This is a genomic window from Alphaproteobacteria bacterium (assembly GCA_030739735.1).
GTDB lineage: Bacteria > Pseudomonadota > Alphaproteobacteria > UBA7887 > UBA7887 > UBA7887.
The window spans coordinates 23,862-47,296 of sequence record JASLYQ010000019.1 but is presented as its reverse complement, the minus strand read 5'-3'; the positions used below and the strand labels follow the sequence as shown (position 1 = coordinate 47,296).

Annotated in this window: 24 protein-coding genes; 17 read left to right on the top strand and 7 right to left on the bottom strand. The window is 62.9% G+C overall.

Annotated elements, in window-relative coordinates:
• Nucleotides 1-22: 22 nt before the first annotated feature.
• Nucleotides 23-898, bottom strand: a complete 876-nt coding sequence (locus QF629_10135; GenBank protein MDP6013889.1) for a 4-(cytidine 5'-diphospho)-2-C-methyl-D-erythritol kinase — start codon at nt 896-898, stop codon at nt 23-25.
• 2 nt (nt 899-900) lie between these two features.
• A complete protein-coding gene (locus tag QF629_10130; GenBank protein ID MDP6013888.1) occupies nt 901-2,709 on the bottom strand; it encodes a tetratricopeptide repeat protein in 1,809 nt (602 codons plus the stop codon).
• Nucleotides 2,710-2,868: 159 nt separating this feature from the next.
• Between QF629_10130 and QF629_10125 the strand changes: the two genes are divergently transcribed.
• From QF629_10125 to moaB, 4 genes are all read left to right on the top strand, one after another.
• Nucleotides 2,869-3,060: a hypothetical protein gene (locus tag QF629_10125; GenBank protein ID MDP6013887.1), complete on the top strand. Its 192-nt coding sequence runs from the start codon at nt 2,869-2,871 to the stop codon at nt 3,058-3,060.
• A 10-nt stretch (nt 3,061-3,070) separates the two neighbouring features.
• Nucleotides 3,071-3,862, top strand: a complete 792-nt coding sequence (locus QF629_10120) for a uracil-DNA glycosylase (protein MDP6013886.1) — start codon at nt 3,071-3,073, stop codon at nt 3,860-3,862.
• Between the two features lie 215 nt (nt 3,863-4,077).
• Nucleotides 4,078-5,985 (top strand): lytic transglycosylase domain-containing protein, encoded by a 1,908-nt coding sequence (locus tag QF629_10115; protein MDP6013885.1) that lies wholly within the window; start codon nt 4,078-4,080, stop codon nt 5,983-5,985.
• Nucleotides 5,900-6,436 (top strand): molybdenum cofactor biosynthesis protein B, encoded by a 537-nt coding sequence (gene moaB / locus QF629_10110; protein MDP6013884.1) that lies wholly within the window; start codon nt 5,900-5,902, stop codon nt 6,434-6,436. Before QF629_10115 ends, moaB begins: the two co-directional genes overlap by 86 nt.
• Here moaB and QF629_10105 read toward each other — a convergent pair.
• On the bottom strand, nt 6,417-6,995 hold the full coding sequence (locus QF629_10105) for a TIGR04282 family arsenosugar biosynthesis glycosyltransferase (GenBank protein ID MDP6013883.1): 579 nt from the start codon (nt 6,993-6,995) through the stop codon (nt 6,417-6,419). The two genes, moaB and QF629_10105, sit on opposite strands and share 20 nt — an antisense overlap.
• Nucleotides 6,995-7,675 carry a TIGR04283 family arsenosugar biosynthesis glycosyltransferase gene (locus QF629_10100; protein MDP6013882.1) on the bottom strand — a complete coding sequence of 227 codons (681 nt, stop codon included), beginning with the start codon at nt 7,673-7,675 and terminating at the stop codon, nt 6,995-6,997. Before QF629_10100 ends, QF629_10105 begins: the two co-directional genes overlap by 1 nt.
• Nucleotides 7,676-7,903: 228 nt before the next feature.
• Between QF629_10100 and QF629_10095 the strand changes: the two genes are divergently transcribed.
• Both QF629_10095 and QF629_10090 read left to right on the top strand, forming a co-directional pair.
• A complete protein-coding gene (locus QF629_10095; protein MDP6013881.1) occupies nt 7,904-8,494 on the top strand; it encodes a ribonuclease HII in 591 nt (196 codons plus the stop codon).
• A 166-nt stretch (nt 8,495-8,660) separates the two neighbouring features.
• A complete protein-coding gene (locus QF629_10090) occupies nt 8,661-9,692 on the top strand; it encodes a site-specific DNA-methyltransferase (protein ID MDP6013880.1) in 1,032 nt (343 codons plus the stop codon).
• Here the strand turns inward: QF629_10090 and mutY are convergent.
• Entirely contained in the window at nt 9,667-10,740 is a 1,074-nt protein-coding gene (gene mutY / locus QF629_10085) for an A/G-specific adenine glycosylase (protein ID MDP6013879.1), read from the bottom strand. The two genes, QF629_10090 and mutY, sit on opposite strands and share 26 nt — an antisense overlap.
• A 63-nt stretch (nt 10,741-10,803) precedes the next feature.
• Between mutY and QF629_10080 the strand changes: the two genes are divergently transcribed.
• From QF629_10080 to QF629_10035, 10 genes are all read left to right on the top strand, one after another.
• Nucleotides 10,804-11,229: a DciA family protein gene (locus QF629_10080; protein MDP6013878.1), complete on the top strand. Its 426-nt coding sequence runs from the start codon at nt 10,804-10,806 to the stop codon at nt 11,227-11,229.
• 64 nt (nt 11,230-11,293) lie between these two features.
• Nucleotides 11,294-11,881, top strand: a complete 588-nt coding sequence (locus QF629_10075) for a DsbA family protein (GenBank protein MDP6013877.1) — start codon at nt 11,294-11,296, stop codon at nt 11,879-11,881.
• A gap of 68 nt (nt 11,882-11,949) precedes the next feature.
• Nucleotides 11,950-15,450 carry an AAA family ATPase gene (locus tag QF629_10070; protein MDP6013876.1) on the top strand — a complete coding sequence of 1,167 codons (3,501 nt, stop codon included), beginning with the start codon at nt 11,950-11,952 and terminating at the stop codon, nt 15,448-15,450.
• Nucleotides 15,451-15,584: 134 nt separating this feature from the next.
• Nucleotides 15,585-15,926, top strand: a complete 342-nt coding sequence (locus QF629_10065) for an AtpZ/AtpI family protein (protein MDP6013875.1) — start codon at nt 15,585-15,587, stop codon at nt 15,924-15,926.
• A gap of 30 nt (nt 15,927-15,956) precedes the next feature.
• The gene (locus QF629_10060) at nt 15,957-16,691 is read left to right on the top strand and encodes a F0F1 ATP synthase subunit A (GenBank protein MDP6013874.1); all 735 of its coding nucleotides are present in this window, start codon (nt 15,957-15,959) and stop codon (nt 16,689-16,691) included.
• A gap of 51 nt (nt 16,692-16,742) precedes the next feature.
• Nucleotides 16,743-16,967, top strand: a complete 225-nt coding sequence (locus QF629_10055; protein MDP6013873.1) for a F0F1 ATP synthase subunit C — start codon at nt 16,743-16,745, stop codon at nt 16,965-16,967.
• A gap of 37 nt (nt 16,968-17,004) precedes the next feature.
• Nucleotides 17,005-17,496, top strand: coding sequence for a F0F1 ATP synthase subunit B' (locus QF629_10050; GenBank protein ID MDP6013872.1), 492 nt, complete (start codon nt 17,005-17,007; stop codon nt 17,494-17,496).
• Nucleotides 17,496-17,984, top strand: a complete 489-nt coding sequence (locus QF629_10045) for a F0F1 ATP synthase subunit B (protein MDP6013871.1) — start codon at nt 17,496-17,498, stop codon at nt 17,982-17,984. Before QF629_10050 ends, QF629_10045 begins: the two co-directional genes overlap by 1 nt.
• Before the next feature lie 593 nt (nt 17,985-18,577).
• Nucleotides 18,578-18,997: a DUF3775 domain-containing protein gene (locus QF629_10040; GenBank protein ID MDP6013870.1), complete on the top strand. Its 420-nt coding sequence runs from the start codon at nt 18,578-18,580 to the stop codon at nt 18,995-18,997.
• Nucleotides 18,998-19,113: 116 nt separating this feature from the next.
• Complete coding sequence (locus QF629_10035) at nt 19,114-20,463, top strand: aspartate aminotransferase family protein (GenBank protein MDP6013869.1); 1,350 nt, start codon at nt 19,114-19,116, stop codon at nt 20,461-20,463.
• Nucleotides 20,464-20,890: 427 nt separating this feature from the next.
• Here QF629_10035 and QF629_10030 read toward each other — a convergent pair whose 3' ends face one another.
• Nucleotides 20,891-21,523 carry an HAD-IIIA family hydrolase gene (locus tag QF629_10030; GenBank protein MDP6013868.1) on the bottom strand — a complete coding sequence of 211 codons (633 nt, stop codon included), beginning with the start codon at nt 21,521-21,523 and terminating at the stop codon, nt 20,891-20,893.
• Entirely contained in the window at nt 21,520-22,515 is a 996-nt protein-coding gene (locus tag QF629_10025; GenBank protein MDP6013867.1) for a GDP-L-fucose synthase, read from the bottom strand. The genes QF629_10030 and QF629_10025 overlap by 4 nt, the downstream gene beginning before the upstream one ends.
• 186 nt (nt 22,516-22,701) lie before the next feature.
• On the opposite strand from QF629_10025, the gene QF629_10020 reads away from it, so the two are divergent.
• The gene (locus tag QF629_10020; protein ID MDP6013866.1) at nt 22,702-23,400 is read left to right on the top strand and encodes a DUF2461 domain-containing protein; all 699 of its coding nucleotides are present in this window, start codon (nt 22,702-22,704) and stop codon (nt 23,398-23,400) included.
• The last annotated feature ends 35 nt before the right edge of the window (nt 23,401-23,435 follow it).

The window sequence follows — 23,435 nt, the reverse complement described above, 5'->3', positions numbered from 1 at the left end:
CCAAGCCTATAATCGAAAATTGTCACCAACTAAAGAGTGCAGGCGTGGCACTCCACCATTCCGGATATCGTGCGCTGAGGTCGTGTTCGGCCGCTCGTGCCTTTTCGAGCGTTGCGAATAATCCGAAGCATGTTGCACCGCTGCCAGATATGCGCGCGAGCAGACAGTCGGCTGTTGCGTTGATGGCGGCCAGAACCTCGCCGATGACCGGCGCGAGTTGGCGGGCGGGTGTTTCAAGATCGTTGCGACGTTGCTTGAGTGCCGCGGCAAGGCCGGCAACGTCTCGCGGTATTTCCGTGAGCGGGGCAGGGGCTGAAAAGGGGTTATTGCGGGCGGCGAAGACCGCTGGCGTCGAGAGCGGCACACGCGGGTTCACCAATAGCAACGCGCAGCGAGGCAACGCCGCGGTAAGGGGTGTCAGCTGCTCGCCGACGCCGCTGAGACTCACGGCACGCGAGCGTAAACAGGCCGGCACGTCGGCCCCGAGTTCGGCTGCGATAGTGTGCATGTCGTCATCGGTTAGCGTCACTTGCCAAAGGCGCGACAACAGGCGCAGGGCCGCCGCCGCACCGGCCGAGCCGCCGCCGATGCCGGCCGCGACGGGCAAGTGCTTTTCTAGGGTGATGGCGGCACGGGGCGTGACTCCGGCAACTTCAGCCAGGGCGCGCGCCGCGCGCAGCACCAGATTGTCCTCGGCTGCGGTCTCATTGAGGGCGGTGGCGTAAGGGCCGGCGACGGTTAGCGAGAGGTAGTCCGCCGCCACGGCGTTCAGCCGATCGCCGAGTTCTGTGAATACCACCAAGCTGTCGAGCCGGTGGTAGCCATCGTCGCGACGGCCGGTAACGTGTAGATACAGGTTGATCTTGGCCGGGGCTGGCTCGCTGAAGCGGTGCGTCAGAGCTACAGGTCCTCGGGCTTGTCGCCCTGCAGCGGCAACGGTTCAAGGCCGTTGGCGATCTTGTGGCGCAAGCTATCGGCGATATCGTCATCTGGCCCGAAAGATAACGCGCGGCGCCATTGAAAGCGCGCTTCCTCGCGCCGTCCGACGCGCCAGAGGCCGTCCGCGTAATGATCGATAATCACCGGATCGGAGGGCCGCAGTTCGGCCGCGCGTTGCAAATGCTCGGCGGCGCCCTCGAAATCGCCGAGCTGATATAGCACCCAGCCCAGGCTGTCGACGATATAGCCGTCGTCGGGCCTTTGCTCGACGGCGGTCTCGATCATCGTCTTGGCATGGTCGAGGTTAAGGCCTTTCTCGACCCAACTATAGCCAAGGTAGTTGAGCACCAAAGGCTGGTTTGGCTCGAGCTTGAGCGCTTGGAGAAAATCGGCCTCGGCGCGCGGCCATTGCTTGGAGCGCTCCAGTGCGATGCCGCGGGCATACAGCAATGTCCAGTGTCGCTGGTCGAGGGTTGGAATGCGTGCCAAGGCCGCGTCATAGGCCTCGACCGCGTCCTCCCAACGGCTGCGGCTGCGCATCATGTCGCCCAGGGTGATCAGCGGCTCGGCGCGCTCCGGACGCTCTAGCGCCATGCGGCGCAAAAGCTCGGCCGCCTCGTCGATGCGCTCTAGCTCCGCCAGGGCGCCGGCGGCGCTCAGGCGCAGATGCCAGGTCAAGGCGTCGCCCTCCGTCGGCGCTGTGTAGGCTTCGACCGCCTCCTCATAGCGCTCGGCGGAGGCCATGATAACGCCAAGCAGCATCAACCCCGCATCCATGTCGGGGCGCAGATAGAGCGCCATCTGGACATAGGTTGTCGCCGCTGCGACGGCGTTTTCCTGAAACAACGAGGTGGCAATGCCGTAGAAGACCTCGGCGTAGCCTTCCGCGCTGTCAGCCACCAGCAATGCCGGGGCCTCGCCGGTCACGAGCGTGCTGTAGGCCTTATCGAGGAATGTCGTGTCCGGGTTCTGGTCGACATAGGAATCGTAGATTGCGCGCGCCTCGTCGTTTCGCCCGGAACGCTGGTAGAAGCCAGCCGCGGCCAGCACCACACGTAGCGAGCCACCGTGAAGCGCGCTGAGCGCGCCAGCATAACCGGTCTCCGCCTCTTGCTGGTTGCCAAGGACATCACCGATCAGCCCGATGTGAAAATCGCGGGTGCTGGCGAAGGCGGAGGTCCTGCCGAGCTCTGCCAGCGCTGTCATGGGTTCGCCTGCGTCGGAGTCGACCAGAGACCATGCGGTCAGCAGCGGGATGAGATATTTATTTAGCCCGGTCTTGGGCGCGGCCTGCAGATGGCCGAGGGCGGCAGCGGCGTCGTCCTTGCCGATGGCGTCTACCGCCAGAACAATGCCGGCAACTCGCGTTTCTTCATCCACTTCCTGCAGGCGCACCGCATAGTCCACAGCGCCCAGCATGTCGCGTTCCGACAGTGATGCCGAAAGCGCTTGCGACAGCAGCTCCGGATTGGCAGGGTCGTCGGCCAAGACCCGGCCGATGTAGTGGGCGATGGCAGCGCTGTCATTGTTGTGTCGCGCATACCGTGCCGCGAGATAGCTGCCGAGACCGGAGGTTACTGCTGGCAGATCACCGTTGTCTGTTGCAGGCGCGAGCGCCGCGTCAATATTCGCCTCGTCCGCCGTATTTCCCCGGCCGTTGCCGCCGGTGTTGGCACAAGCGGTGGCCAGGAGCACAACGGCGAACATGGCCGCCACCGTCCGCAACGCGTGGCGTCGGCGCTTTGCAGTGGATATGACCAGGGGGCGCATGGGGCAAGGCCTCACATTGTCGCTGAATTCCCTATTAGATAGCCATTCCTGGTCGCGAAGTCCACGTGGCCGAAGGTTGACCTTCCTATGCCGTTGGCGCTAAACACCACGCTCAACCCATGGGAAACACCACGCTCAGCCCAAGGAGACAGCGAAGTTATGGCCAGCAAGAACAATCCGGCTCGCCGTCAGCTTCAGAGCGCGGAGAAGGACTATCAGGGCAAGAAGGTGAAGCCGGTGCTTTATGTTGGCTCCTTCGTCGGCCATGGGCGCTATGTGGCGGCCCAGGACGAAGGCGGCAAGGTGGTCAAGGACGCGGCCGGCAAGCCGATCCCTTTCAGCGCCATCTGATCCTGCGAGTATGGCCGGACAGGCGAGCGGCGATCTCGCCGGCGCGCTATCCGCCCTTGCCTGGCTGATCGGGGTCGGGGCCGACGAGGCGCTCGACGATACGCCGCGCGACCGGCTGGTCGCAGTCCCTCCTGAGCCCGAGCCGCAGCCGAAAACCCGTCGGGTGCCCGCCGCGGCGCCTGCGCTTACGCCTACTAACGACCTCATGGATCAAGCCCGCGCTGCGGCCGAGGCGGCCGACAGCGTTACGGCGCTGGCAGAGGCCGTTGCCGCCTTCGACGGCTGTGCTCTAAAGGCGACTGCCAAGAACACGGTCTTCGCTAATGGCAACCCGCAAGCCGACCTGATGCTAATCGGCGAGGCGCCGGGTGCCGAGGAGGACCGCCGTGGTCTGCCCTTTGTAGGCAAGGCCGGGCAGTTGCTTGATCGCATGTTAGCGGCGATCGGGCGCGACCGCGACAGCGTCTACATCACCAACATGCTGTTCTGGCGGCCGCCCGGTAACCGCTCGCCAAGCATCGAGGAGATCGCACTCTGCCGCCCCTTTGTCGACCGCCACATGGTGCTAGCAGGGCCAAAACTGGTGGTCTGCGTTGGCGGCATCTCAGCCAAGGCGTTGCTCGGGTGCTCGGAAGGCATTACCCGGCTGCGTGGTAAGTGGTACGAGATCATGCTACCCGGCGCCGCGCCGATTCCAGCGACGGCGATGTTCCATCCCGCCTACCTGCTGCGCCAACCCGCGCAAAAGCGACTTGCCTGGCGCGATCTTTTGGCGGTTCGCGACAGGCTGGCCAAAACTTAGCGGGAAATTAAAAAAAGTAAGTCTGTAGTGTTGGCAAGCTCTCTGAGGGGGCTCCGACAATCATTTGATATCGCTATGACAAACCACGTTTGGTTTGAATTTGGAACGATTTGGCAGCTTAATCACCGTTCTTGCGGCCATCGCGAGTCCCCCCTATAAGGCCAGCTTAATTTTGGACAAATTTTAGGCAAAAGCGAGGGTCGCGGGTGGCGCTTGTGGCAACATTTCGGTCGGCTGCGGCGATTGCAGTGCTCGCCATGATCCTGGGCGGCGGTGCTGCTGCTGGCCAGGACGTGGCGGCGGAGGAACGCGTGGCAGCGCTCAGCAGCACCGTTGTTGCGCTCGACCGCGTCGCTCATTTGCCTGCGGTCCTCGGCGGCTTGGATCGGGAGCGCTATCGCGGCATTTTTGTGCTGCAGCAAGGCGGTGCCTGGGAAGATGCGGACGCGCTGATCGAGGCGCTCGACAATACGGTGCTCATGGGTCACGTGCTGTTCCAGCGTTATATGCATCCGACCAAGTACCGCTCCTCCTATGCCGAACTCGCGGGCTGGCTGGCGCTCTATGCGGACCATCCGGGCGCGGCGCGCATCCACCGCCTGGCCCTGAAAAGGAGGCCTGAGGGCGTTGCGCTGCCGCGCGAGCCGGTCGCAGGTACGCTCCGGGGTATCGGCGAGATGGCCGAATATATAAAGCCGGCCCTGCCAAGGCGCGATCTCGATCGTGCGGGGCGCAAAGCGGCCAAGGCCGTGCGCCGCGAGGTCTTGCGCCTTGTGCGCAAGGGCAAGCCCGGCGAGGCCGAGGCCAGACTTTTCGCTGATGGCATGAACGCTCTGTTGAGTGCGGCTGAGCAGGACGCCCTCGCCGCCACAATCGCCCGCGGCTATTTCGTCGCTGGACGCAGTGCTGAGGCGCGGGCCATCGCCGAGCCCGCTGCGGCCCGCTCGGGCGAGCGTATCGGCGAGCCGTGCTGGATGGCCGGGCTCGCGGCCTGGCGCCTCGGCGATGTTGCGGGCGCCTTGCGTCATTTCGCCAGGCTTGCGGAATCGGAGTCCGATCCAATCCTGGTCTCTGGTGGTGCTTACTGGGCATCGCGCGCCTTCGCTCGGCAGGGCAATACAGCGGCGACGACGCGCATGCTGCGCCTTGCGGCAACCCATCCGCGCACTATGTACGGCCAGCTTGCGCAAGCCTCGCTGTTCGTGGCACCGAACTTCTCCTGGGAGCCGCCGCGCCTCAGCCAGGCAATGCTGGACGAGCTCGACGGCGCGCCCGGCACGTGGCGCGCCATCGCGCTTGCCGAGGTCGGTGAGACCGCGCTAGCCGAGCAGGAGGGCCGCAAACTCTATGCCCGGCTCGGCCGCGAGGCGGCGCCGGCCATTCTGGCGCTCGCTGATGTCCTTGCTTTGCCCGGCATCCAGGTCCGCCTCGGCAGCCAGCTCGCGGCCGCCGACGGCAGGCGCCACTTGCGCTCTCTCTATCCGCTGCCGGCCTGGCGACCGGCCGAAGGCTTTCGCATCGACCAGGCCTTGATCCTAGCCCTGGTACGGCAGGAATCGGTTTTCGAGCCGCGCGCCCGCAGCAAGAAAGGCGCCCGCGGGTTGATGCAGCTCATGCCGCGCACGGCAGCCCATATTGCCGAGGATCGCCGCTATCGCAATGGTGCTGTGGACGCGCTCTTCGCGCCCGACCTCAACTTGTCTCTTGGCCAGAAATATGTCCGCTACCTGCTCGAGCATGAGCACGTCAACGGCAATCTCCTGCGCCTGCTCGTGGCCTATAACGCGGGCCCCAGCCGGCTTGGTGAGTGGCTGGCACGGATGGACGGCGAGGACGACCCGCTGATGTTCATCGAGAACGTGCCGTTCCGCGAGACGCGGCGCTTCATCCGTCACGTGCTGGCAAACCTGTGGATCTACCGTGACCGTCTTGGCGAGCGGCCACACAGCCTCAACGCGCTCGTGGCCGGCCGCTGGCCGACCCTTGCTGCGCCTGACAAGCTGGCAAACGCGCGTAAATCTTCGAGAAGGCTACACTATGTCCAAGATCGATTCTCCGAGGCCCTTCCTTGCAGTCAACATTGCTATCCTCACAGTGTCGGACAGCCGCACGCTGGACGATGATCGGTCCGGCCAAACCCTGGTTGACCGCCTGCAGGCGGCTGGGCACGTACTCGCCGACCGCGCTATTGTTACGGACGATGTTGAGGCCATCGCGGCCAAGCTGGAGGTCTGGATCGACGATGCGCAAGTCGATGTGGTGATCGCCACTGGTGGCACCGGCGTGACGGGGCGGGATGTTACGCCCGAGGCCTTCGAATCAATCTACGAGAAATCGGTGCCAGGTTTTGGCGAGATGTTCCGCATGCTCTCCTATGAGAAGATCAAGACCTCAACCATTCAGTCGCGGGCCACCGCGGGGGTAGCCGGTGGCACCTATCTGTTCGCGGTGCCGGGTTCGCCTGGAGCCTGCAAGGACGCCTGGGACGACATACTCGTCCACCAGCTAGACAGCCGCCAAACGCCATGTAATTTCGTCGAGTTGATGCCGCGGCTTATGGAAGGCTTGCAATAGCGCGGCGATAGGCGACCACGTCGTCGATGTCTTCCAAGGTCTCTAGCAACGCAGCTCGCTGAGGCGCAAGAGCGGCGAGGGTCGCCGCCAAGGTGTCCGGTTGCGACCAGGCAATGCCACAAAATAGATTGTATCGCGGCGCCTTGCCGAAGCCCACCAGATAGAACCCGCCATCCACTGCCGGGCCGAACACGGCGCCGACGCGCCCGAGCTCCCGGAAAGCTGCTTCAACATGGCGCGCGTGCAGGCCCGGTATGTCGCTCCCGACCACGACCACCGGTCCCCGCAGCTCGCGAAAGGCGCGCGCCATGCGCTGGCCTAAGTCGCCAGGGCCTTGGCGCCGCCGCCTGATGCCCCGTGGCCAGAAAGCACCGTGCAGATCCGCATCCGGCGAGACCGCAAGCCATGTTTGCCAATTCCTACCGACAAGCCCCTTGATTGTTCTCTGGCTGATACGGCGGTAGAAGCGCGTCGCTGCGACCTGGCCGATGCTGCGGCCGAGGCGCGTCTTCACGGCGCCTAACCGCGGCGCTTTGACGAAGATCACGAGATGGCGCATTAGCCGTAGAGCCGCGTGATGAAGCGCGGCGGCATGCCGAGGAAATAGAGCCCGAGGCAGGCAAAGTTGCGCAGGCCCCGTCGTAGCACATCCGATCGCCGGTAGCGCCACCCCGAGGTGAGCATCGTCGACTCCAGCATCACCAGGCGGGCGCTGCCGATACGGCGCACCAAGTCTACGTCCTCCATTAGCGGCAGGGGGCGATAGCCGCCGACCTCGCGGTAGAACGGTTTGGCCATAAGCAAGGCCTGGTCGCCATATGGCAGAGCCAGCACCCGGCTGCGCCATGCGACCCAGCGCTCGAGGCGCCGCGCGCCGGCACCCGGCAGGTCGATCGCAAGGCGAAAAGCTGCTGCGCGCCGGGCATTTACGGGATAGGTGACGAAGGCTACGACCTGCTCCAGCCAAGCACTCTGCGGCACGGTATCGGCATGCAGGAAGAGCAGCCAGGCACCGCTTGCAGCCTCAGCGCCGGCGACGAGTTGCTGGCCGCGACCCGTCTGAGCTCTGACCACTTTCGCGCCGGCCGCCTCGGCAAGTGAAACGGTGGCGTCCGATGAACCACCGTCAGCGACTACGATCTCGGCATTGCCCAGCGCCGCCAAGGTCGTGGGTAAGGTTTCAGCCGCGTTCAGCGTCGGGATCACGACACTGACGCCAAGCTCCGCCAAGCTGCTCATTGCCGCCAGCCTACAGGCAGTTAGGCGAGTTGGGTAACTGGTCTTGTTGTGTTCCCGTTGATTTTCTACCGTGAAGCATGTTTAAGGCTGATGCCAGAACCGTTCGCAAGGGCCGCGGCGCCACCCGCGACCGTGATGGCCTACGCCCAGAAGAATCACAGCTTGATTGGAGCCAATTCCGCGTGCCGACGGACCACCTCTCGCTGTTCTGACGCTATAGTGCCCTTCATGCCCGATTATAGCCTGGAAGCCGCTTTGCGAGGTCCTGTCTGCGGTGTCGATGAAGTGGGCCGCGGCCCACTCGCCGGCCCGGTGGTCGCAGCCGCTGTCATTTTGGATGCGGACAGCATTCCCGCAGGCCTGAACGATTCCAAGAAGCTTAAAGCGAGCCGCCGCGAGGCGCTGTACGCGGAGTTGTGTGGCTGTTCTGCAATAGGCATCGCCGCCGCCTCGGCGCGTGAGATCGATCGGCTCAACATCCTAGGTGCCACTTTGCTGGCCATGCGCCGTGCCGTGCTGGCCCTGCCCAAGGCGCCGGTGACGGCACTGGTCGACGGCAATCGGGCGCCGGACCTGCCTTGTGAGGTTGAGACCGTGATCAGCGGTGACAGCCGCGCGCTCTCCATCGCCGCGGCGTCCATCGTCGCCAAGGTAACGCGCGACCGGATCATGCTCGCCCTGCATCATCGTTATCCGGCGTATTGTTGGGAGCGCAATAAAGGCTATCCAACAGCGGTCCATCGCGCGGCGCTAGAGGCGCACGGCCCGTGCCCCCATCACCGTCGCAGTTTTGCGCCCGTGCGTTTAACCAAAAATTGACTTGATCTATATATCTTGTTGCGATTCAATAAGATACGAGATTTATTGCGAGTTGAGTATTGCCGTGGGAACGATTTTAAGGGGCTCTGTGGTGCAAGCTAAGACTAAGATCGCGTTCGACGATGCGCCGTTCGGAGAAGTACGGCAGGGCGATTGCATCACCCAGATGCGCGCGCTTGGCGCGGGCTCGGCGAATATGGTCTTTGCCGATCCGCCCTACAACATGCAGCTCAAGCAGAGTCTGAGCAGGCCCAATAACTCTCGCGTCGACGGCATAGATGAGGCCTGGGATCGGTTCGACAGCTTTGCCGCTTATGACGCATTTTCACGCGATTGGCTTGATGCCGCCCGTCGCCTGCTGGCCGATGACGGCACGCTCTGGGTGATCGGTAGCTATCACAATATTTTTCGCATTGGCACAATCTTGCAGGATATGGGCTTCTGGATCCTCAATGATGTCGTCTGGCGCAAGTCGAACCCCATGCCGAACTTCCGTGGCAAGCGCTTCACCAATGCGCACGAGACCCTGATTTGGTGCGCCAAGAGCCAGGATCAGAAACGCTACACTTTCAATTATGATGCCATGAAGGCGCTGAACGACGATGCGCAGATGCGCTCTGATTGGCTGCTTCCCCTCTGCTCGGGTAACGAGCGTCTGAAGGCAGACGGCAAGAAGGCGCACCCGACACAGAAGCCGGAGGCGCTGCTGCACCGCGTTGTGCTGGCCTCGACCAAGCCGGGGGATCTGGTGGTCGATCCGTTCTTCGGCACCGGTACTACGGGTGCCGTCGCCAAGCGGCTCGGCCGGCGTTATCTCGGTATCGAGAGCCGTGCCGATTACTTGGCACTGGCCACGGATCGCCTGCGTGCGGTTGAGCCTGGCTGCGACATCGCGACGGCGATGACGCCGTCCAAGCGTTCGCTGCCGCGGGTGCCTTTCGGCAATCTGGTCGAGCGAGGTCTAATTGCGCCCGGAGCAGTGTTGACAGACGCCAAGCGACGCCATTCGGCGCGGGTCCGCGCCGATGGCTCGCTGATTGCAGACGGTGTCACGGGATCGATCCATCGTGTTGCCGCTGAGTTGCAAGGGGCTCCCGCCTGCAACGGCTGGGCCTTTTGGTATGTTGAAGCCAAGGGCGAGCTGGTGCCGGTCGACCTGTTACGTCAGCAGGTCAGGGCGCAGATGATAGCTGGCTAATATTTTTGAGAGCGTGGGCGACGACTTTTCGCATTACGCTCGGCAGGGCTTCGCCGTCGAGTCGCCAGGGATCGCGCCATATGCCATCGCCCAGGGTACTTGCCTTACCAGTGATTACCGTTAGCTCTAGCTCGAAATGAGTGAAGGTGTGTCGCACCACCCCGGCCAGAAGTTGCCAGTCATCCGCTGCTAGTGGCGCCTGCGCTATGGCGCTCCCGACGTCGGGCACGCATTCGTTCCATTCCGTAGACGGCACCTCAATCATGCCGCCGAGTAGGCCTTGTGGCGGCCGCCGGGCGAGCAGTACGGCGCCGTCCTCGCGCGTGATCCAGAAGGCGATGCCGCGGCGCAGCGTCTTGGGTTTGCGCGGCATGCGCTTGGGCAAAGTGGTCGCGACGCCGAGCGCATGGCCGCGGCAGGCCTTGACCCAGGGGCAGACCTCGCAGCGTGGGCGAGCGCGAGCGCAAACCGTGGCGCCGAGATCCATCACCGCCTGAGCGTAGTCGCCGGGGCGTTGGTCGGGGCTGAGGGCTGCAGCATGTTTCCGCAAGACTAGCTTGGCACCCGGGAGTGGCTCTTCAACCGCAAAAAGCCGCGCCATCACCCGCTCCACATTGCCATCGACCACGACGGCAGGCTTGTCGAAAGCGATGGCGGCGATGGCAGCGGCGGTATAGGTGCCGACTCCGGGCAACGCCCGCAGGGCCGCTTCGCAGTCGGGGAAGCGCCCGCGATGCTCACTCACCACCACCTGGGCACAGGCGTGCAGGTTGCGGGCGCGAGCGTAATAGCCAAGCCCGGCCCAGGCCTCAAGCACGGCTTGGAGCGGCGCCGCGGCAAGTCCCCTCACGTCGGGCCAACGCGCCAGGAATGTGGTGTAATACGGGATGACGGCTGCCACCGTGGTCTGTTGCAGCATGATCTCGCTGAGCCAGGTGCGATAGGGATCGGCACACTCGCCCGGGTCCGCTCGCCACGGCAGCTCGCGGCGTGCGCGGTCGTACCAGGCGAGCAAGGCCGTGCTCGTGGGCGCGTTTCGCGCTAGCATCGCTTTCGTTCCGTAATCACCGTACAAAGGTAGCCGATGAGCGCCGCGAAGAAGAGGGCAGGAATGCGCACCACTGCCAGACTGGTGCCCGGACTTACCCGCGCGGCTTTTGCTGCGCGCGGCTTTCACCGTGCCGCGGTGATCACCGACTGGCAGGCGATCGTCGGCGATGCGCTCGCCGGGCGCTGTGTGCCGGAGCGGCTCTCCGCCGACGGCGTGTTGACGATTCGCGCTTCCGGCAGCGTAGCGCTCGCCCTGCAACATCTTGAGCCGCAGATGCTCGAGCGAATCGCTGGTTATTTTGGCTTCCGTGCGGTGACCCGCCTGCGCTTCCGCCAGGCGCCACTGCCTCAGCCCAAGGCAACGGAAAGGCCGCGCGAAAGCCCACCGTCGCCGTCGAACCTTGCTGCGGTGCTGGCTGATATTGAGGATGACGCCCTGCGCAAGGCCTTGCTGCGCCTTGGCGCAGAGGTTGCGGCCAAAGACTGATTTACTTGCACTTTTCGGATTTCGGTCCCATCTATCTGCGACCATGATTCAGCGGAGACTTATCATGCGCCACGCCGTCGTTCTCGCCGTTCTCGCCCTGTTTGCGATCGCTGGACCGGCGACCGCCGATGGCATTGATACCAGTTTTAAGTCGATCGGTGATCCGAATGCTCCAGTGACCATCGTTGAATATGCTTCCATGAGTTGCTCCCACTGCGCTAATTTTCACACTCAACGCTTGCCCTGGCTCAAGGAGACCTACATCGACACGGGCAAGGTGCGTCTCGAGTTTCGTGACTTTCCGCTCAATGCGCCGGCGCTATGGGGCGCCATGGCTGCGCACTGCGCCGGACCTGAGCGCTATTTTGCCTTTCTCGATCTCTTGTTCCGACAGCAAGAGAACTGGGCCTTCTTCGAGGATGCGGGCGACCGGCTGAAGAAGCTCGCCAGACTCGCCGGCATGGGCAGTGGCGAGTTCGACCTCTGCATGGCAAATCAGTCGGTGCAGATGGCGGTTCTGCAATCGCGCCAGACGGGTGTATCCGAGCACAAGGTGGAATCGACTCCAAGCTTGGTCATCAACGGCGAGACGGTCACCGGTGTTCCCAGCGAGGAAGACCTCGCCCGGATGATCGAGGCGGCCGGCGGCTGAGCGGCGCTGTTGTCCAGCCTGCGCTGGGTTTCTATACTTTGCCCATCTAGTTATACGGCGGACATGCCTTGCAATTCACGCGTCTGAAACTCGTTGGCTTCAAATCCTTCGTCGAGCCCACTGACCTGGTCATCGAGCCTGGGCTGACCGGCATTGTCGGGCCCAACGGTTGCGGCAAGTCCAACCTAGTCGAGGCGGTCCGCTGGGTGATGGGTGAGACCTCCGCCAAGCAAATTCGTGGTGGCGAGATGGACGATGTCATCTTTGCTGGCACCGCCGAGCGTCCAGCACGCAATCTGGCCGAGGTCTCGCTGGTGCTCGACAATCGCGAGCGCGACGCGCCGGCCGCCTATAACGAGGACCCCGAGCTTGAAGTCTCGCGCCGCATCGAGCGCGGCTCGGGCTCGAATTACCGCATAAATGGCCGCGAGGTGCGTGCCCGAGATGTGCAGATTCTATTCGCCGATGCGGCGAGTGGCGCGCGCTCTACAGCGCTCGTCAGCCAAGGCCAGATCGGCCAACTCATTAGCGCTAAGCCGTCCCAGCGCCGCCATCTGCTAGAAGAGGCGGCGGGCATTACCGGCCTGCACACGCGGCGCCACGAGGCCGAGCTTCGCCTGCGCGCGGCAGAGACCAATCTGGATCGCCTCGAAGACGTTATCGCGGCGCTAGAAGCGCAAATGCAGGCGCTCAAGCGCCAGGCTCGCCAGGCCGCGCGCTACCGCTCCTTGAGCGGGCGTCTGCGCAAGGCTGAGGCTGCTCTGTTCTATCGCCGCTGGCAGGAGGCATGGGACGATCTGGCTGAGGCTGAGGCGGCCATGGGCGACGTCGAGCAGGTCGTCGCCGAAACCACGCGCATTGCTGCCGAGGCGACCACCCATCACGCTGGTATAGACGAGGGCCTGCCCGAACTGCGCCGGGTCGAGACTGAGGCAGCTGCGGCGCTGCATCGCCTTGAGGTCGAAGGCGAGGCGGTCGCTGACGAGGAACGCCGCCTCGCCGCGGCCACGGCCGAATGTGAGGCACAGCTAGAGATGCTGGCCCGCGATCTTGTGCGCGAAGAGGCTTTGGCAGCAGAGGCCGAGACCGCGGCGCGCCAGCTTGCCGATGAGGCGACGACGCTCAAGAGCGAGACAGAAGGCGCAGCAGGCGAGCAGGATGCTGCGGCGGCGAATCTCGACCAGGAGCGTGCAACGCTAGAAACCGTAGACCGTGAGCTTGCCGGGTGCACCGCCACAGTCGCCGCTGCGGAAGTCCGCTATGCCGATCTGGCGCGCCGCCAGGAGGAGCTTGAGGTGCGTCTGGCCTCGCTCGATTCCGAAAATGAAGAAGTGGCCCGGCAGCGCGCCGCTATCGCCGCGCGCCTTGCCGATGCGACCGCGCTCAGCGCAGCCGAAGTGAGGCTTGCCGGTGCCCGTGAGACGGTGGCAGCTGCCCATGCCACCCTGGAGGAGAGCCAGCAACAACTTGCCGCAGCCGACGCGGGCCGGGCCGGCGCCGAGGCCACGGAACGCGCCGCGCGGGAGGCCTTGCGTGAGGCCGAGATGGCGAGCCAGCGCACTACGGCCGAAGCGGATGCGCTAGCTGCTGCCCTTGATCATGATCACGCCGATGTAGGCAAGCCACTGATCGACGGTATCTCTGTGTTGGAGGGCTTGGAGCTGGCGCTAGGTGCCGCCCTTGGCGACGACCTCATGGCTTCGATCGACCCGGCTGCTGCTGCGCATTGGCGCGATCTTGGCAGCCGACCTGACGGCCCCTCCTTGCCGGACGGAGTTGAGCCTCTGGTGGATTTTCTCGAAGTGCCGGCGGCGCTTGAGCGGCGCTTCGCCCAGGTTGGCCTGGTCGAGGTTGCGGACGGCGCGCGGCTGCAGGGTGAGCTCAAACAAGGCCAGAGATTAGTCAGTCGCGGCGGCGATCTCTGGCGCTGGGACGGTTTTACCAGTGCGGCCGATTCTCATGCCGGCGCCGCGGCGCGGCTGCGCCGTCGCCAGCATCTCGAATCGTTGCTAGCCGAGGTGCCGGCGCTGGAGGAGTGCGAGGAACAGGCCGTGGCCGCTGTCAGTGCGGCTGCCGCGGTCCTGGGTGGGGCCCAGGTGGCCTATGAGGCCGCGCGCCGCGACGAGGCTGAGGTCCGCAACGCCGCCCGTGAAGCGAACCGCGATCTCGATGCGGTACGCGCCACCCATGCCGAGGCCAGCGAGGCAGTCGCTGCTGATCGCTCGCGCGATGCCGCCCTAGTCGAAGCCGCAGCCCGCCTGACGGGCGATCGCGACGACAGTGCACAATCACTCCGAGCCTGTCGGAGCGAGCGTGCCGAGGCTGAGCCGTTGGACGCCCTGCGGGCGCCGCTGGAAGCCTTGCGGCAAAGCCTTGCCGGTCAGCGGGTCACAGTGGATACCCGCGCCAGGGCGCATGAGCGTCTGGTGCGCGAAGCGGAAGCGCGGGCCGCGCGACTGGCCGTGATCATTGCCGACCGTGGCGCCTGGTGCCGGCGCGCCACTGCCGCGGCCGAGCGAATCGCCGTGCTGGAGGAACGCAAGACCGCGACCGGCGAGCGCCTGCAAGGCCTTCAGGCCGAGCCTACGCGGTTGATGGCGTGGCGCGATGCCATCGGCGAACGCATTGATGCTGCGGCAGCAGCGCGCCGCGACGCTGCTGACCGTCTGGCGGAAGCCGAGACGGCCCTGCGCGATGCCGATGCTGCGCTGAAAGCCGCAAACGAGACCATGGCCGAAGCCCGCGAAAAGCGCGTGCGCGGCGAAGGCGTGCGCGACCAAGCGCGCTCGCTCGGCGAAGTCGAGGCCGAGCACATCCAGGAGCGCTTCCAGGCGGAGCCGGAGGCGCTGCTGGAGATCGCCGAGGTCAAATCGGTCGATGCGCTTGAAGACACCGCGAAGCTGCAACGCGCTGTCGAGCGCTTGCAGCGCGAGCGCGAGACCATGGGTGCGGTCAATCTGCGCGCCGATACGGAAGCTGCTGAACTCGCCGCGCAGATCGAAATCATGGTCGGCGAGCGCGATGACCTGACGGCCGCTATCGCTAAGCTGCGCGGCGGTATCGCCTCGCTCAATCGCGAAGGGCGCCAGCGTTTACTCGCCGCCTTTGACCAGATTAACGGCCATTTTCAGACCCTTTTCGAGCGTCTTTTCGGTGGTGGCCGGGCGCATCTCGACCTGGTCGGCGACGACGATCCGCTGGAGGCCGGTCTTGAGGTTATGGCGAGTCCACCTGGTAAGCGGCTGCAAAATCTTAGCCTGCTGTCGGGCGGTGAAAAGGCGCTTTCGGCCCTGGCGCTGCTGTTTGCCGTGTTCCTGACTAAGCCGACGCCGATCTGCGTGCTCGACGAGGTTGATGCGCCGCTGGACGACGCCAATGTCGACCGTTTCTGCAATTTGGTGGAGGAGATCGCCAAGAGCTCGGCCACGCGATTCCTAGTGGTCACCCATCATCGCCTAACCATGGCCCGCATGCGCCGCTTGTTCGGCGTCACCATGGGCGAGCGCGGCGTGTCGCAGCTGGTCTCGGTGGATATGTGCGAGGCCGGGCTGTTGCAGGCCGTCGAGTAATTGGCGTCCACACTTTGTCCTTTATATCAATAACTTATGATGGTGCGACTGGTTCTTGACAGGTTCAGGGTCAAACCCTATGTTGCACCCGCTTTTTCGCCGCCGCTTCGCTGGTGGCGGGGCAGAGGATGCCGATGACGGTAGACGATGGGGATGATCTGCCGCCTCCATCTCTGGAGGATCTTGATAGACGTCTGAAAGAGGCCCGTAGCAAACACGAATCCGCCAAGACCGCCTCCTCCCGGGGCACGTCGATGGGACAGGCTCTCCGTTTGGCGACTGAAATGGCGTCGGCGGTGTTTGTCGGCGCAATATTGGGTTGGGGCCTGGATACGCTTCTTGGCACGCGGCCCTGGATGCTGCTGCTTTTCTTAGCTCTCGGGATGGCAGCCGGAACGTTGAATGCGTATCGGACGGCAGTGCGCCTCGGCACCGCTGCCGAGGAAAAGGACGAGGACGGCGGCCCCAGCGCTTGAGGCCGCCAGCCAGAAAATAGGAAAGAAGCGGTGGCCGCCGGACATAGCCCACTCGAGCAGTTCGCGATTCATCGCCTGGTGGAAATGCACATCGGCGGTATTGATGTGTCGTTCACCAACTCCTCGCTGATGATGGTTATCGGCGTCGCGCTAATGTCGGCATTTCTGACCCTGAGCCCGAAGCGCAACGCGCTGGTACCGGGGCGCTGGCAGCTCTTAGCGGAGATGAGTTACGAGCTGATTGCGAAGACCGTGCGCGATAGCGTCGGCTCGGAAGGGCGCAAGTTTTTCCCCTTCGTCTTCACGCTGTTCATGTTCATCCTGTTCTGCAACTCGCTTGGCCTGATCCCGTATAGCTTCACCGTCACCAGCCACATCATAGTCACTTTCGCGCTCGCCGGTGTGATCTTCGTCAGCGTAACCATACTCGGTATCGTTCGCCACGGGGCCAGGTTCTTCTCGCTGTTTTTGCCCCCTGGTGTGCCCATCTCCCTGGCGCCGCTCTTGGTGCCGATCGAGTTCATCTCTTATCTCTCACGTCCGATCAGTCTCTCGGTGCGGCTGGCCGCTAACATGATGGCCGGCCACACCATGATCAAAGTCTTCGCTGGCTTTGTCGTGGCGCTCGGGTTGTTCGGCTTCGCGCCGTTTATCTTCATCGTCCTGTTGTTCGCGCTGGAGACCATCATCGCGTTCCTGCAGGCGTATGTCTTCGCCGTTCTGACCTGCCTCTACATCAGCGATTCGGTGCATCTGCATCACTGATGGGCAGGCCGGACCTTACTTTTGTGACCTTGAAACGAAGGATCAAGAACCGTGGATATTGAAGCCGCAAAACTCATTGGCGCCGGTCTGGCGACCATCGGCGTGGCCGGCGCAGGGGTCGGTATCGGCACCATCTTCGGCCAATATGTGGCCGGCGGCATGCGCAACCCTGCGGCGGCGCCGAAGATGTTTGGCAACGTGCTACTGGGTTTCGCACTTACCGAGGCAGTGGCGCTCTATGCGCTGGTCATGGCCTTTCTGATCATGTTCGGCTAGGCGGCCGAGCAAAGATCCCGGAAACGGGGAGAACGCTATGCCGCAAATGGATTTTGCCGACTATATGCCGCAACTGGTGTGGTTGGCGATTACCTTTGGTGCTTTCTATTGCGTGATGGCCCGCGTGGCTCTGCCGCGTATTGCCGAGGCGATGGAGCAGCGCCAGGAGCGTATCGCGGGCGATCTGGAGACGGCGACGCGCATGCGCGAGGAGGCGGCAGAGGCGCTGGCTGCCTACGAAGCGACGATGGCCAAGACTAGCGCCGAGGCACAGGCGATCGCCGCCGCGGCGCGTGAGGAGATGATGGCTGAGGCGGCTAAGCGCCAGGCCGCGTTCGAGATCGAGCTTGATACCCGCGCCGCGACGGAGGAGGCTCGTATCGCCGAGGCCGTGGCCGAGGTGCGCACGGGCCTGCGCGACGTCGCCGTGGCCGCAGCACAGGCTGCGACCGCCAAGTTGCTCGGGGCCGAGGTATCGCAAGACGCACTGGCCAAGGCCGTTGATACCGAGATGGAGATGCGCGCCTGATGTTTCATGATCCTGAGTTATGGGTGCTCATCGCTTTCGTGGTTTTCATAGCCGCGGTCGGCAAAAAGGCCTGGGCAATGATCACCGGTATGCTCGACGGCCGCGCTGCGGCGATAAAGAGCGAACTGGAGCGCGCGGTGGCGTTGCGCGAGGAGGCTCAGACCCTGCTCGCCGGCTATCAGCGCCAGCAGCGTGACGCGGTCAAGGAGACCGAAGGCATCGTCGAGCAGGCCAAGCAGACCGCGCGCATCGAGACCGAGCAGGCCAAGGCCGACCTCGAATCGGCGCTTGAGCGCCGCGGCAAGTCAGCCACCGATAAGATCGCCCAGGCCAAGGTGAGAGCGCTGGAGCAGATCCGCGCCAACGTGGTCGACGTGACCATCGCCGCGACGCGGCGGGTGATCGCTGAAAGTATGGATGACGCGCGCTCCGACGCGCTGGTCGACGAGGCGATCGCAGCGGGGCTGGCCAGTCGGCTAAGAAACTGAGGTCACTCTTACGCCCCCATTGCTAACCTGCGAGTGAAACGCGGAGGCGTTGCTCGCATGTGGCGTACTGGCGCCCCCAGCCATACTGACATCAGGAACGCGTCAAGGCGTTCAGTGCCTCCCGAGAAGTTATTAAGGCAAACCACTGAGCCGGCGCTCTTCACCTGCACCGTTCCGCAGGCCGCTACCAGTTCTGAGAGCACATCGGACGCGAACGTCACTGCCGTTCCACGGTCCGACCTGGAAGCGATCCTGGTCAAGTTCGAGACCTCGCTTGCGCTTGTTGACGCCAGCGAGTAGCGACCTCCCTAGTGGGAACCATCCGCCAGCAGCACGGCGCCCACGATGTAAAGCAGTCCGATCAGGGTCATTGCGAGTGGAATTCTGGTTGAGATCCTCAAAGGGCTGTCAGGGCTAATCGTGGTCATGGCCGCTTCCTAGTGCTTCATATTCCCAGAAAAAATAAGGGTGGTTTGCGCTACCGCTTTCGTCAAGAGTGGCCCGTGCAATTTTTTGCTGATTACCGTTTGACCTGTACTTTCGAGATGCGCATGGTTTCGGTCACTGAGGCTCCGAACAAGGTTAGAGGTGCAATGAGCGACAAAAGCGAAACCGAGCTCGGCATCTCGGTCGAGAAAGTCTGTAATTTTATCACTCACGTGCGCGCTCACGACGCCAGGCTGGAAGAAATCGACTCTGAGAAAACCGCCGAAGCGACCGGCGACGAGCTAGACGAGGACATTGAAGACGGCATCGAGACCTATCACACTGATCCCGTGCGCGACGAACTGATGGCGTTTATTGACGCCCTCAACGAGGAGGAACAGATCAATTTGGTGGCGTTGGTCTGGATGGGACGGGGCGATTTCGTCGCAGTCGAGTGGTCGGAGGCGCTGGACGCGGCGCGCGATGCGCGCTCCGATCACACAGACATCTATCTGCTCGGCATTCCCCTGCTCGGCGACTATTTGGAGGAGGCGCTGGCAACTCTCGGATACGACTACGAAGCCTAGAGCAGCTGCGTTGCATTATAATCGTCGCCACAATCTGTCAGATCATGACCCGATTGTTTACCATTCGGAAAGCGGCACGGTCGTAAATCTATTTCCACGCCATACGGAGACAAACGATGAGCGATATTGCGACTGAAGCTGAGGCTCCCGCCTTGGCCACGCCCAATACCCTTGACGCACTGTGGAAGCCGTTTACGGCCAATCGGGAGTTCAAGCAGGCGCCGCGATTATTCGTCGGCGCCGAAGGCGTGTACTATGAGACCAGCGACGGCCGCCGTATTCTTGACGGCACTTCGGGCCTTTGGTGCGTCAATGCCGGACATGGCCGGCGCGAGATCAGCGAGGCGATCCATGCCCAGAGCGAGCGCATGGACTACGCGCCCGCCTTCCAAATGGGGCATCCGCTGGAATTCGAGCTTGCCTCGCACGTCGCTGCGCTGCTCCCCGGCGATCTTGACCACGTCTTCTTTACCAATTCGGGCTCGGAAGCGGTCGATACAGCTCTCAAGATCGCGCTCGCCTACCACCAGGCTAATGGCGAACCCGCCCGCACCATACTGATCGGACGCGAGCGCGGCTATCACGGCGTCGGCTTCGGCGGCATGTCCGTTGGCGGCATTGGGGCCAACCGGCGCCAGTTCCGCAACCAGCTTGGCCAAGTCGATCATCTGCCCCACACCCATGCGCCCGAGCACAATACATTCTGTCGCGGTCAGCCAAAATGGGGCGCGCATCTCGCCGACAACCTGGAAAGCTTGGTGCAATTGCACGGTGGCGATCGCATCGCGGCGGTGATAGTTGAGCCCATGTCGGGTTCGACCGGCGTCCTGGTGCCGCCGGTCCGCTATCTGGAGCGGTTGCGTGAGATTTGTGATCATCACGGCATATTATTGATCTTTGACGAGGTGATAACCGGCTTCGGCCGCCTCGGTGCCGCCTTCGCCTGCGAGCATTTTGATGTGATTCCAGACATCGCGACTATCGCCAAAGGGCTCACCAATGCGGCCGTGCCGATGGGCGCGGCGGTAATGCGCAAGGGCATTCACGATGCGCTGCTGGCCAATGCGGAACAGGCCATCGAGCTGTTCCACGGCTATACCTATTCTGGCCACCCGCTGGCTTGCGCGGCAGGTCTCGCCACGCTCGATATCTATCGCCGGGAGGAACTCTTCGACCGGGCAGCGGCGCTCGCTCCCTATTGGGAGGAAGCGGTACATTCTCTGGCTGACCGATGCAACGTCATCGATATTCGCAATATTGGGTTGGTCGCTGGCATCGAGGTTGAATCGCGTCCCGGCGCCGTGGGCGCGCGTGCTTTCGATGCCTTCCTCGATTGTCTCGACAATGGGCTCTTGGTGCGCACCACGCAAGACACCGTGGCGCTGTCGCCGCCGTTGATTGTCGAGCGTGCGCACATCGACACCATCGCTAACGTGCTTGGCGACGCGCTAGACGCCGCGGCATGAGGGGATGGGGAGGGCTAAAGTTATGATGTTGAGACTGTCTGGATATGCTGAGGAGTAGCTAGGCATCTTCCTGCAGAACTTAGAATCGATTTTATTCGTCTGACAGGTGGTGTATCTAGATTTTTCTCTGTCGCGCCCGCTCTGATTGATCAACACTGTAGCTGGGTGGATCACCTATTACCGACACGATGGACTTTGTCTAATGGTCAGATTAGACGGCCATATTGGTATGCTCGAAATAATGTCTTAGCTCAGGCGTATCCATCAAGCCCAGGCGTATTCATCACCTGATCATAGAACGCCGAGACGATCTGGCTGACCGTCGCGAATCGGCTATAGCGGTCGAACATGGTCGTTATTGACTGTCTCTCTTCCTCATATGGGAAAAGCATCTGACAAGCCGCTGTGGGGCATCCCCGGTAACACCCTAGATCGCCAGCCGCTCGGCAAGCGAAAGGCAATCGGCGATCGTCGCCACCGTTTCTACCGGATACGCTTTGCCGGACACTGCCAGCGCGGCGGCGCGCTCGGCCTGACCGTGGCCGCTTAGCACGTGGACACCGCCGGCGAGGCCGGCTGCCCGGCCGGCCGCCATGTCCTTGGCGTGATCGCCGATGATCCAGGAGTGCGTCAGGTCGAGGCTGAGGGCGGCTGCCGCGGCGCGCAGCATGCCGTCACCAGGCTTGCGCCAGGAGTGGGTGGCGATGGCAAAGTCCGCTTGGCCCTCGGCGTGATAAGCGCAGGCATAGACGCCATCGATGTGGGCTCCGTTCGTCTCCAACAGCGCCCGCATGCGGGCTTGGACCGCAGCAAAATCAGCCCAGTTGTAGTAGCCGCGCCCGATACCGGATTGATTTGTTACCATCACCACCGGCACGCTGGCCGCATTGCAGGCGGCGAGGGTGTGTGCTGCACCCTCAATCATTTTCACGCCTGCGGGGTCGCCGAGATATCCGGAATCTTCGATCAGAACCCCATCTCGGTCGACAAACAGCGCGGGAATGGGGAGGGGGTTCGGCTTTGCAAGCGGCTCGGCCCAGAGGCCGGTCTCGATGATCACTTCGCCGCCATCAGGCCTGGTGCCACGCTCTCCAGATACCAGGCATAGGTCTTGCGTAGGCCCTCCGCCAGGTCGGTCTCGGCGTGCCAGCCAAGCGAGGCTAGCAAGCTGTTGTCGACCAGCTTGCGCGGCGTGCCGTCGGGTTTATCCGCAAGGAAGACGAGATCACCATCGAAGCCGACAGTTTCCGCCACCCGCTCGGCAAGTTCGCGGATGGTAACTTCCTCGCCCGTGCCGACATTGACGGGACCTTCGTCGGAATAGACTTTCATCAGGTGCACCAGGGCATCAGCGAGATCGTCCACATAGAGAAATTCGCGCTTCGGCGTGCCCGTACCCCAGACCTCGAAGTTTGGCTTGCCGCGGGCCTTGGCCTCGTGCACCTTTCGCAGCAGTGCTGGCAGCGCATGACTTTGCCGAAGGTCAAAATTGTCGTTAATGCCATAGAGGTTAGTCGGCTGGGCAGAGATGAAATCGCAGCCATATTGCCGACGATAAGCATCGCAAAGCTTGAGTCCAGCGATCTTGGCGATAGCGTACCATTCGTTTGTCGGCTCGAGTGGGCCGCTGAGCAGAGCACTCTCAGCCATGGGCTGGTCGGCATCACGCGGATAGATACAGCTTGAGCCAAGGAACAGCAACTTAGCAACCCCGCTGTGCCTCGCCGCTTCGATGATATTGGTTTCCAGCGCCAGATTGTCATATAGGAACTCTGCTGGCCGCGTTGAGTTGGCATAAATGCCGCCGACGGTTGCCGCAGCCACTAACACTGCATCGGGCCGCACCTCGACCATCCAGGCCTCGACATCCGCCTGGCAGCGAAGATCTACGCGCTCGCGCCCAACGGTCAGCACCTCGCAATCCTCGTTCGCCAGCCGGCGCAACAGTGCCGAACCCACCATGCCCCGGTGGCCCGCCACCCAAACCCGCTTACCCGCTAGGTCGAACGTCACTGTCCGCTCCTTGTTTCTTGCGGCGAGTCTAGCACCCAAAGAGCAAGCTTGGAATTGAACACTGTAGCATACGCATTGAGTCGATGGTGAGCAGGTCGCATATCCGGCGAAAAGGCAATCATCGACTCAAGACACTGATCGTGCATGCGATTCAACACAGTATTTGTACATTGGATCGATTCGTTGCGATCTCCGCAACACCGTCTCATACGGAGCGCTGCCGCCATGACAGGTGCATTCATCCATTTTTCGCCAATCTTTTTCGCTTTCTTGGAGGAGTTGGCAGTGAACAATAACCGCGACTGGTTTGCCAACAACAAGGTGCGCTACCAGGATGAGGTGGTGAGCCCCATGGTCGCCTTCATCGCGACCATGGCGCCCAGACTACGCAAGATCTCGCTGCATTTTGTGGCCGATCCGCGCGCCAATGGTGGCTCAATGTTTCGCATATATCGCGATGTGCGTTTCTCGAAAGACAGGCGCCCATACAAGGAGCATGCCTCGTGCCACTTCCGCCACGAGATCCGCACCCGGGACGTCCATACGCCGGGCTACTATGTGCACCTAGCCCCCAACGACGTGCGCATCGGCGGTGGCATTTGGCTGCCGCCCGGTGCGGCCCTTGGCGCCATCCGCAACGCCATCGACGAGGACCGCTCTGGCTGGAAGCGGGTAGTCACCAACAAGCGCTTAAATGAGACCTTTGGCGGCATCGGCGGAGATGGCCTCGTGCGCCCGCCCCGCGGCTACGACGCCGACCACCCCCATATTGAAGATCTCAAGCGCAAGACCTTTTTTGCTATGCGCCGCGTAGACAGAAAGATCGCGCTCACGCCCGGCTTCCTTAACGAAGTGACTGACACCTTCCATGCTGCGACGCCGCTGATGAAGTTTCTTACGAAAGCTTTGGGGCAGGCGTTCTAAGCACCCACCCCATTGCATCCTCGCGCGCCCTCGCT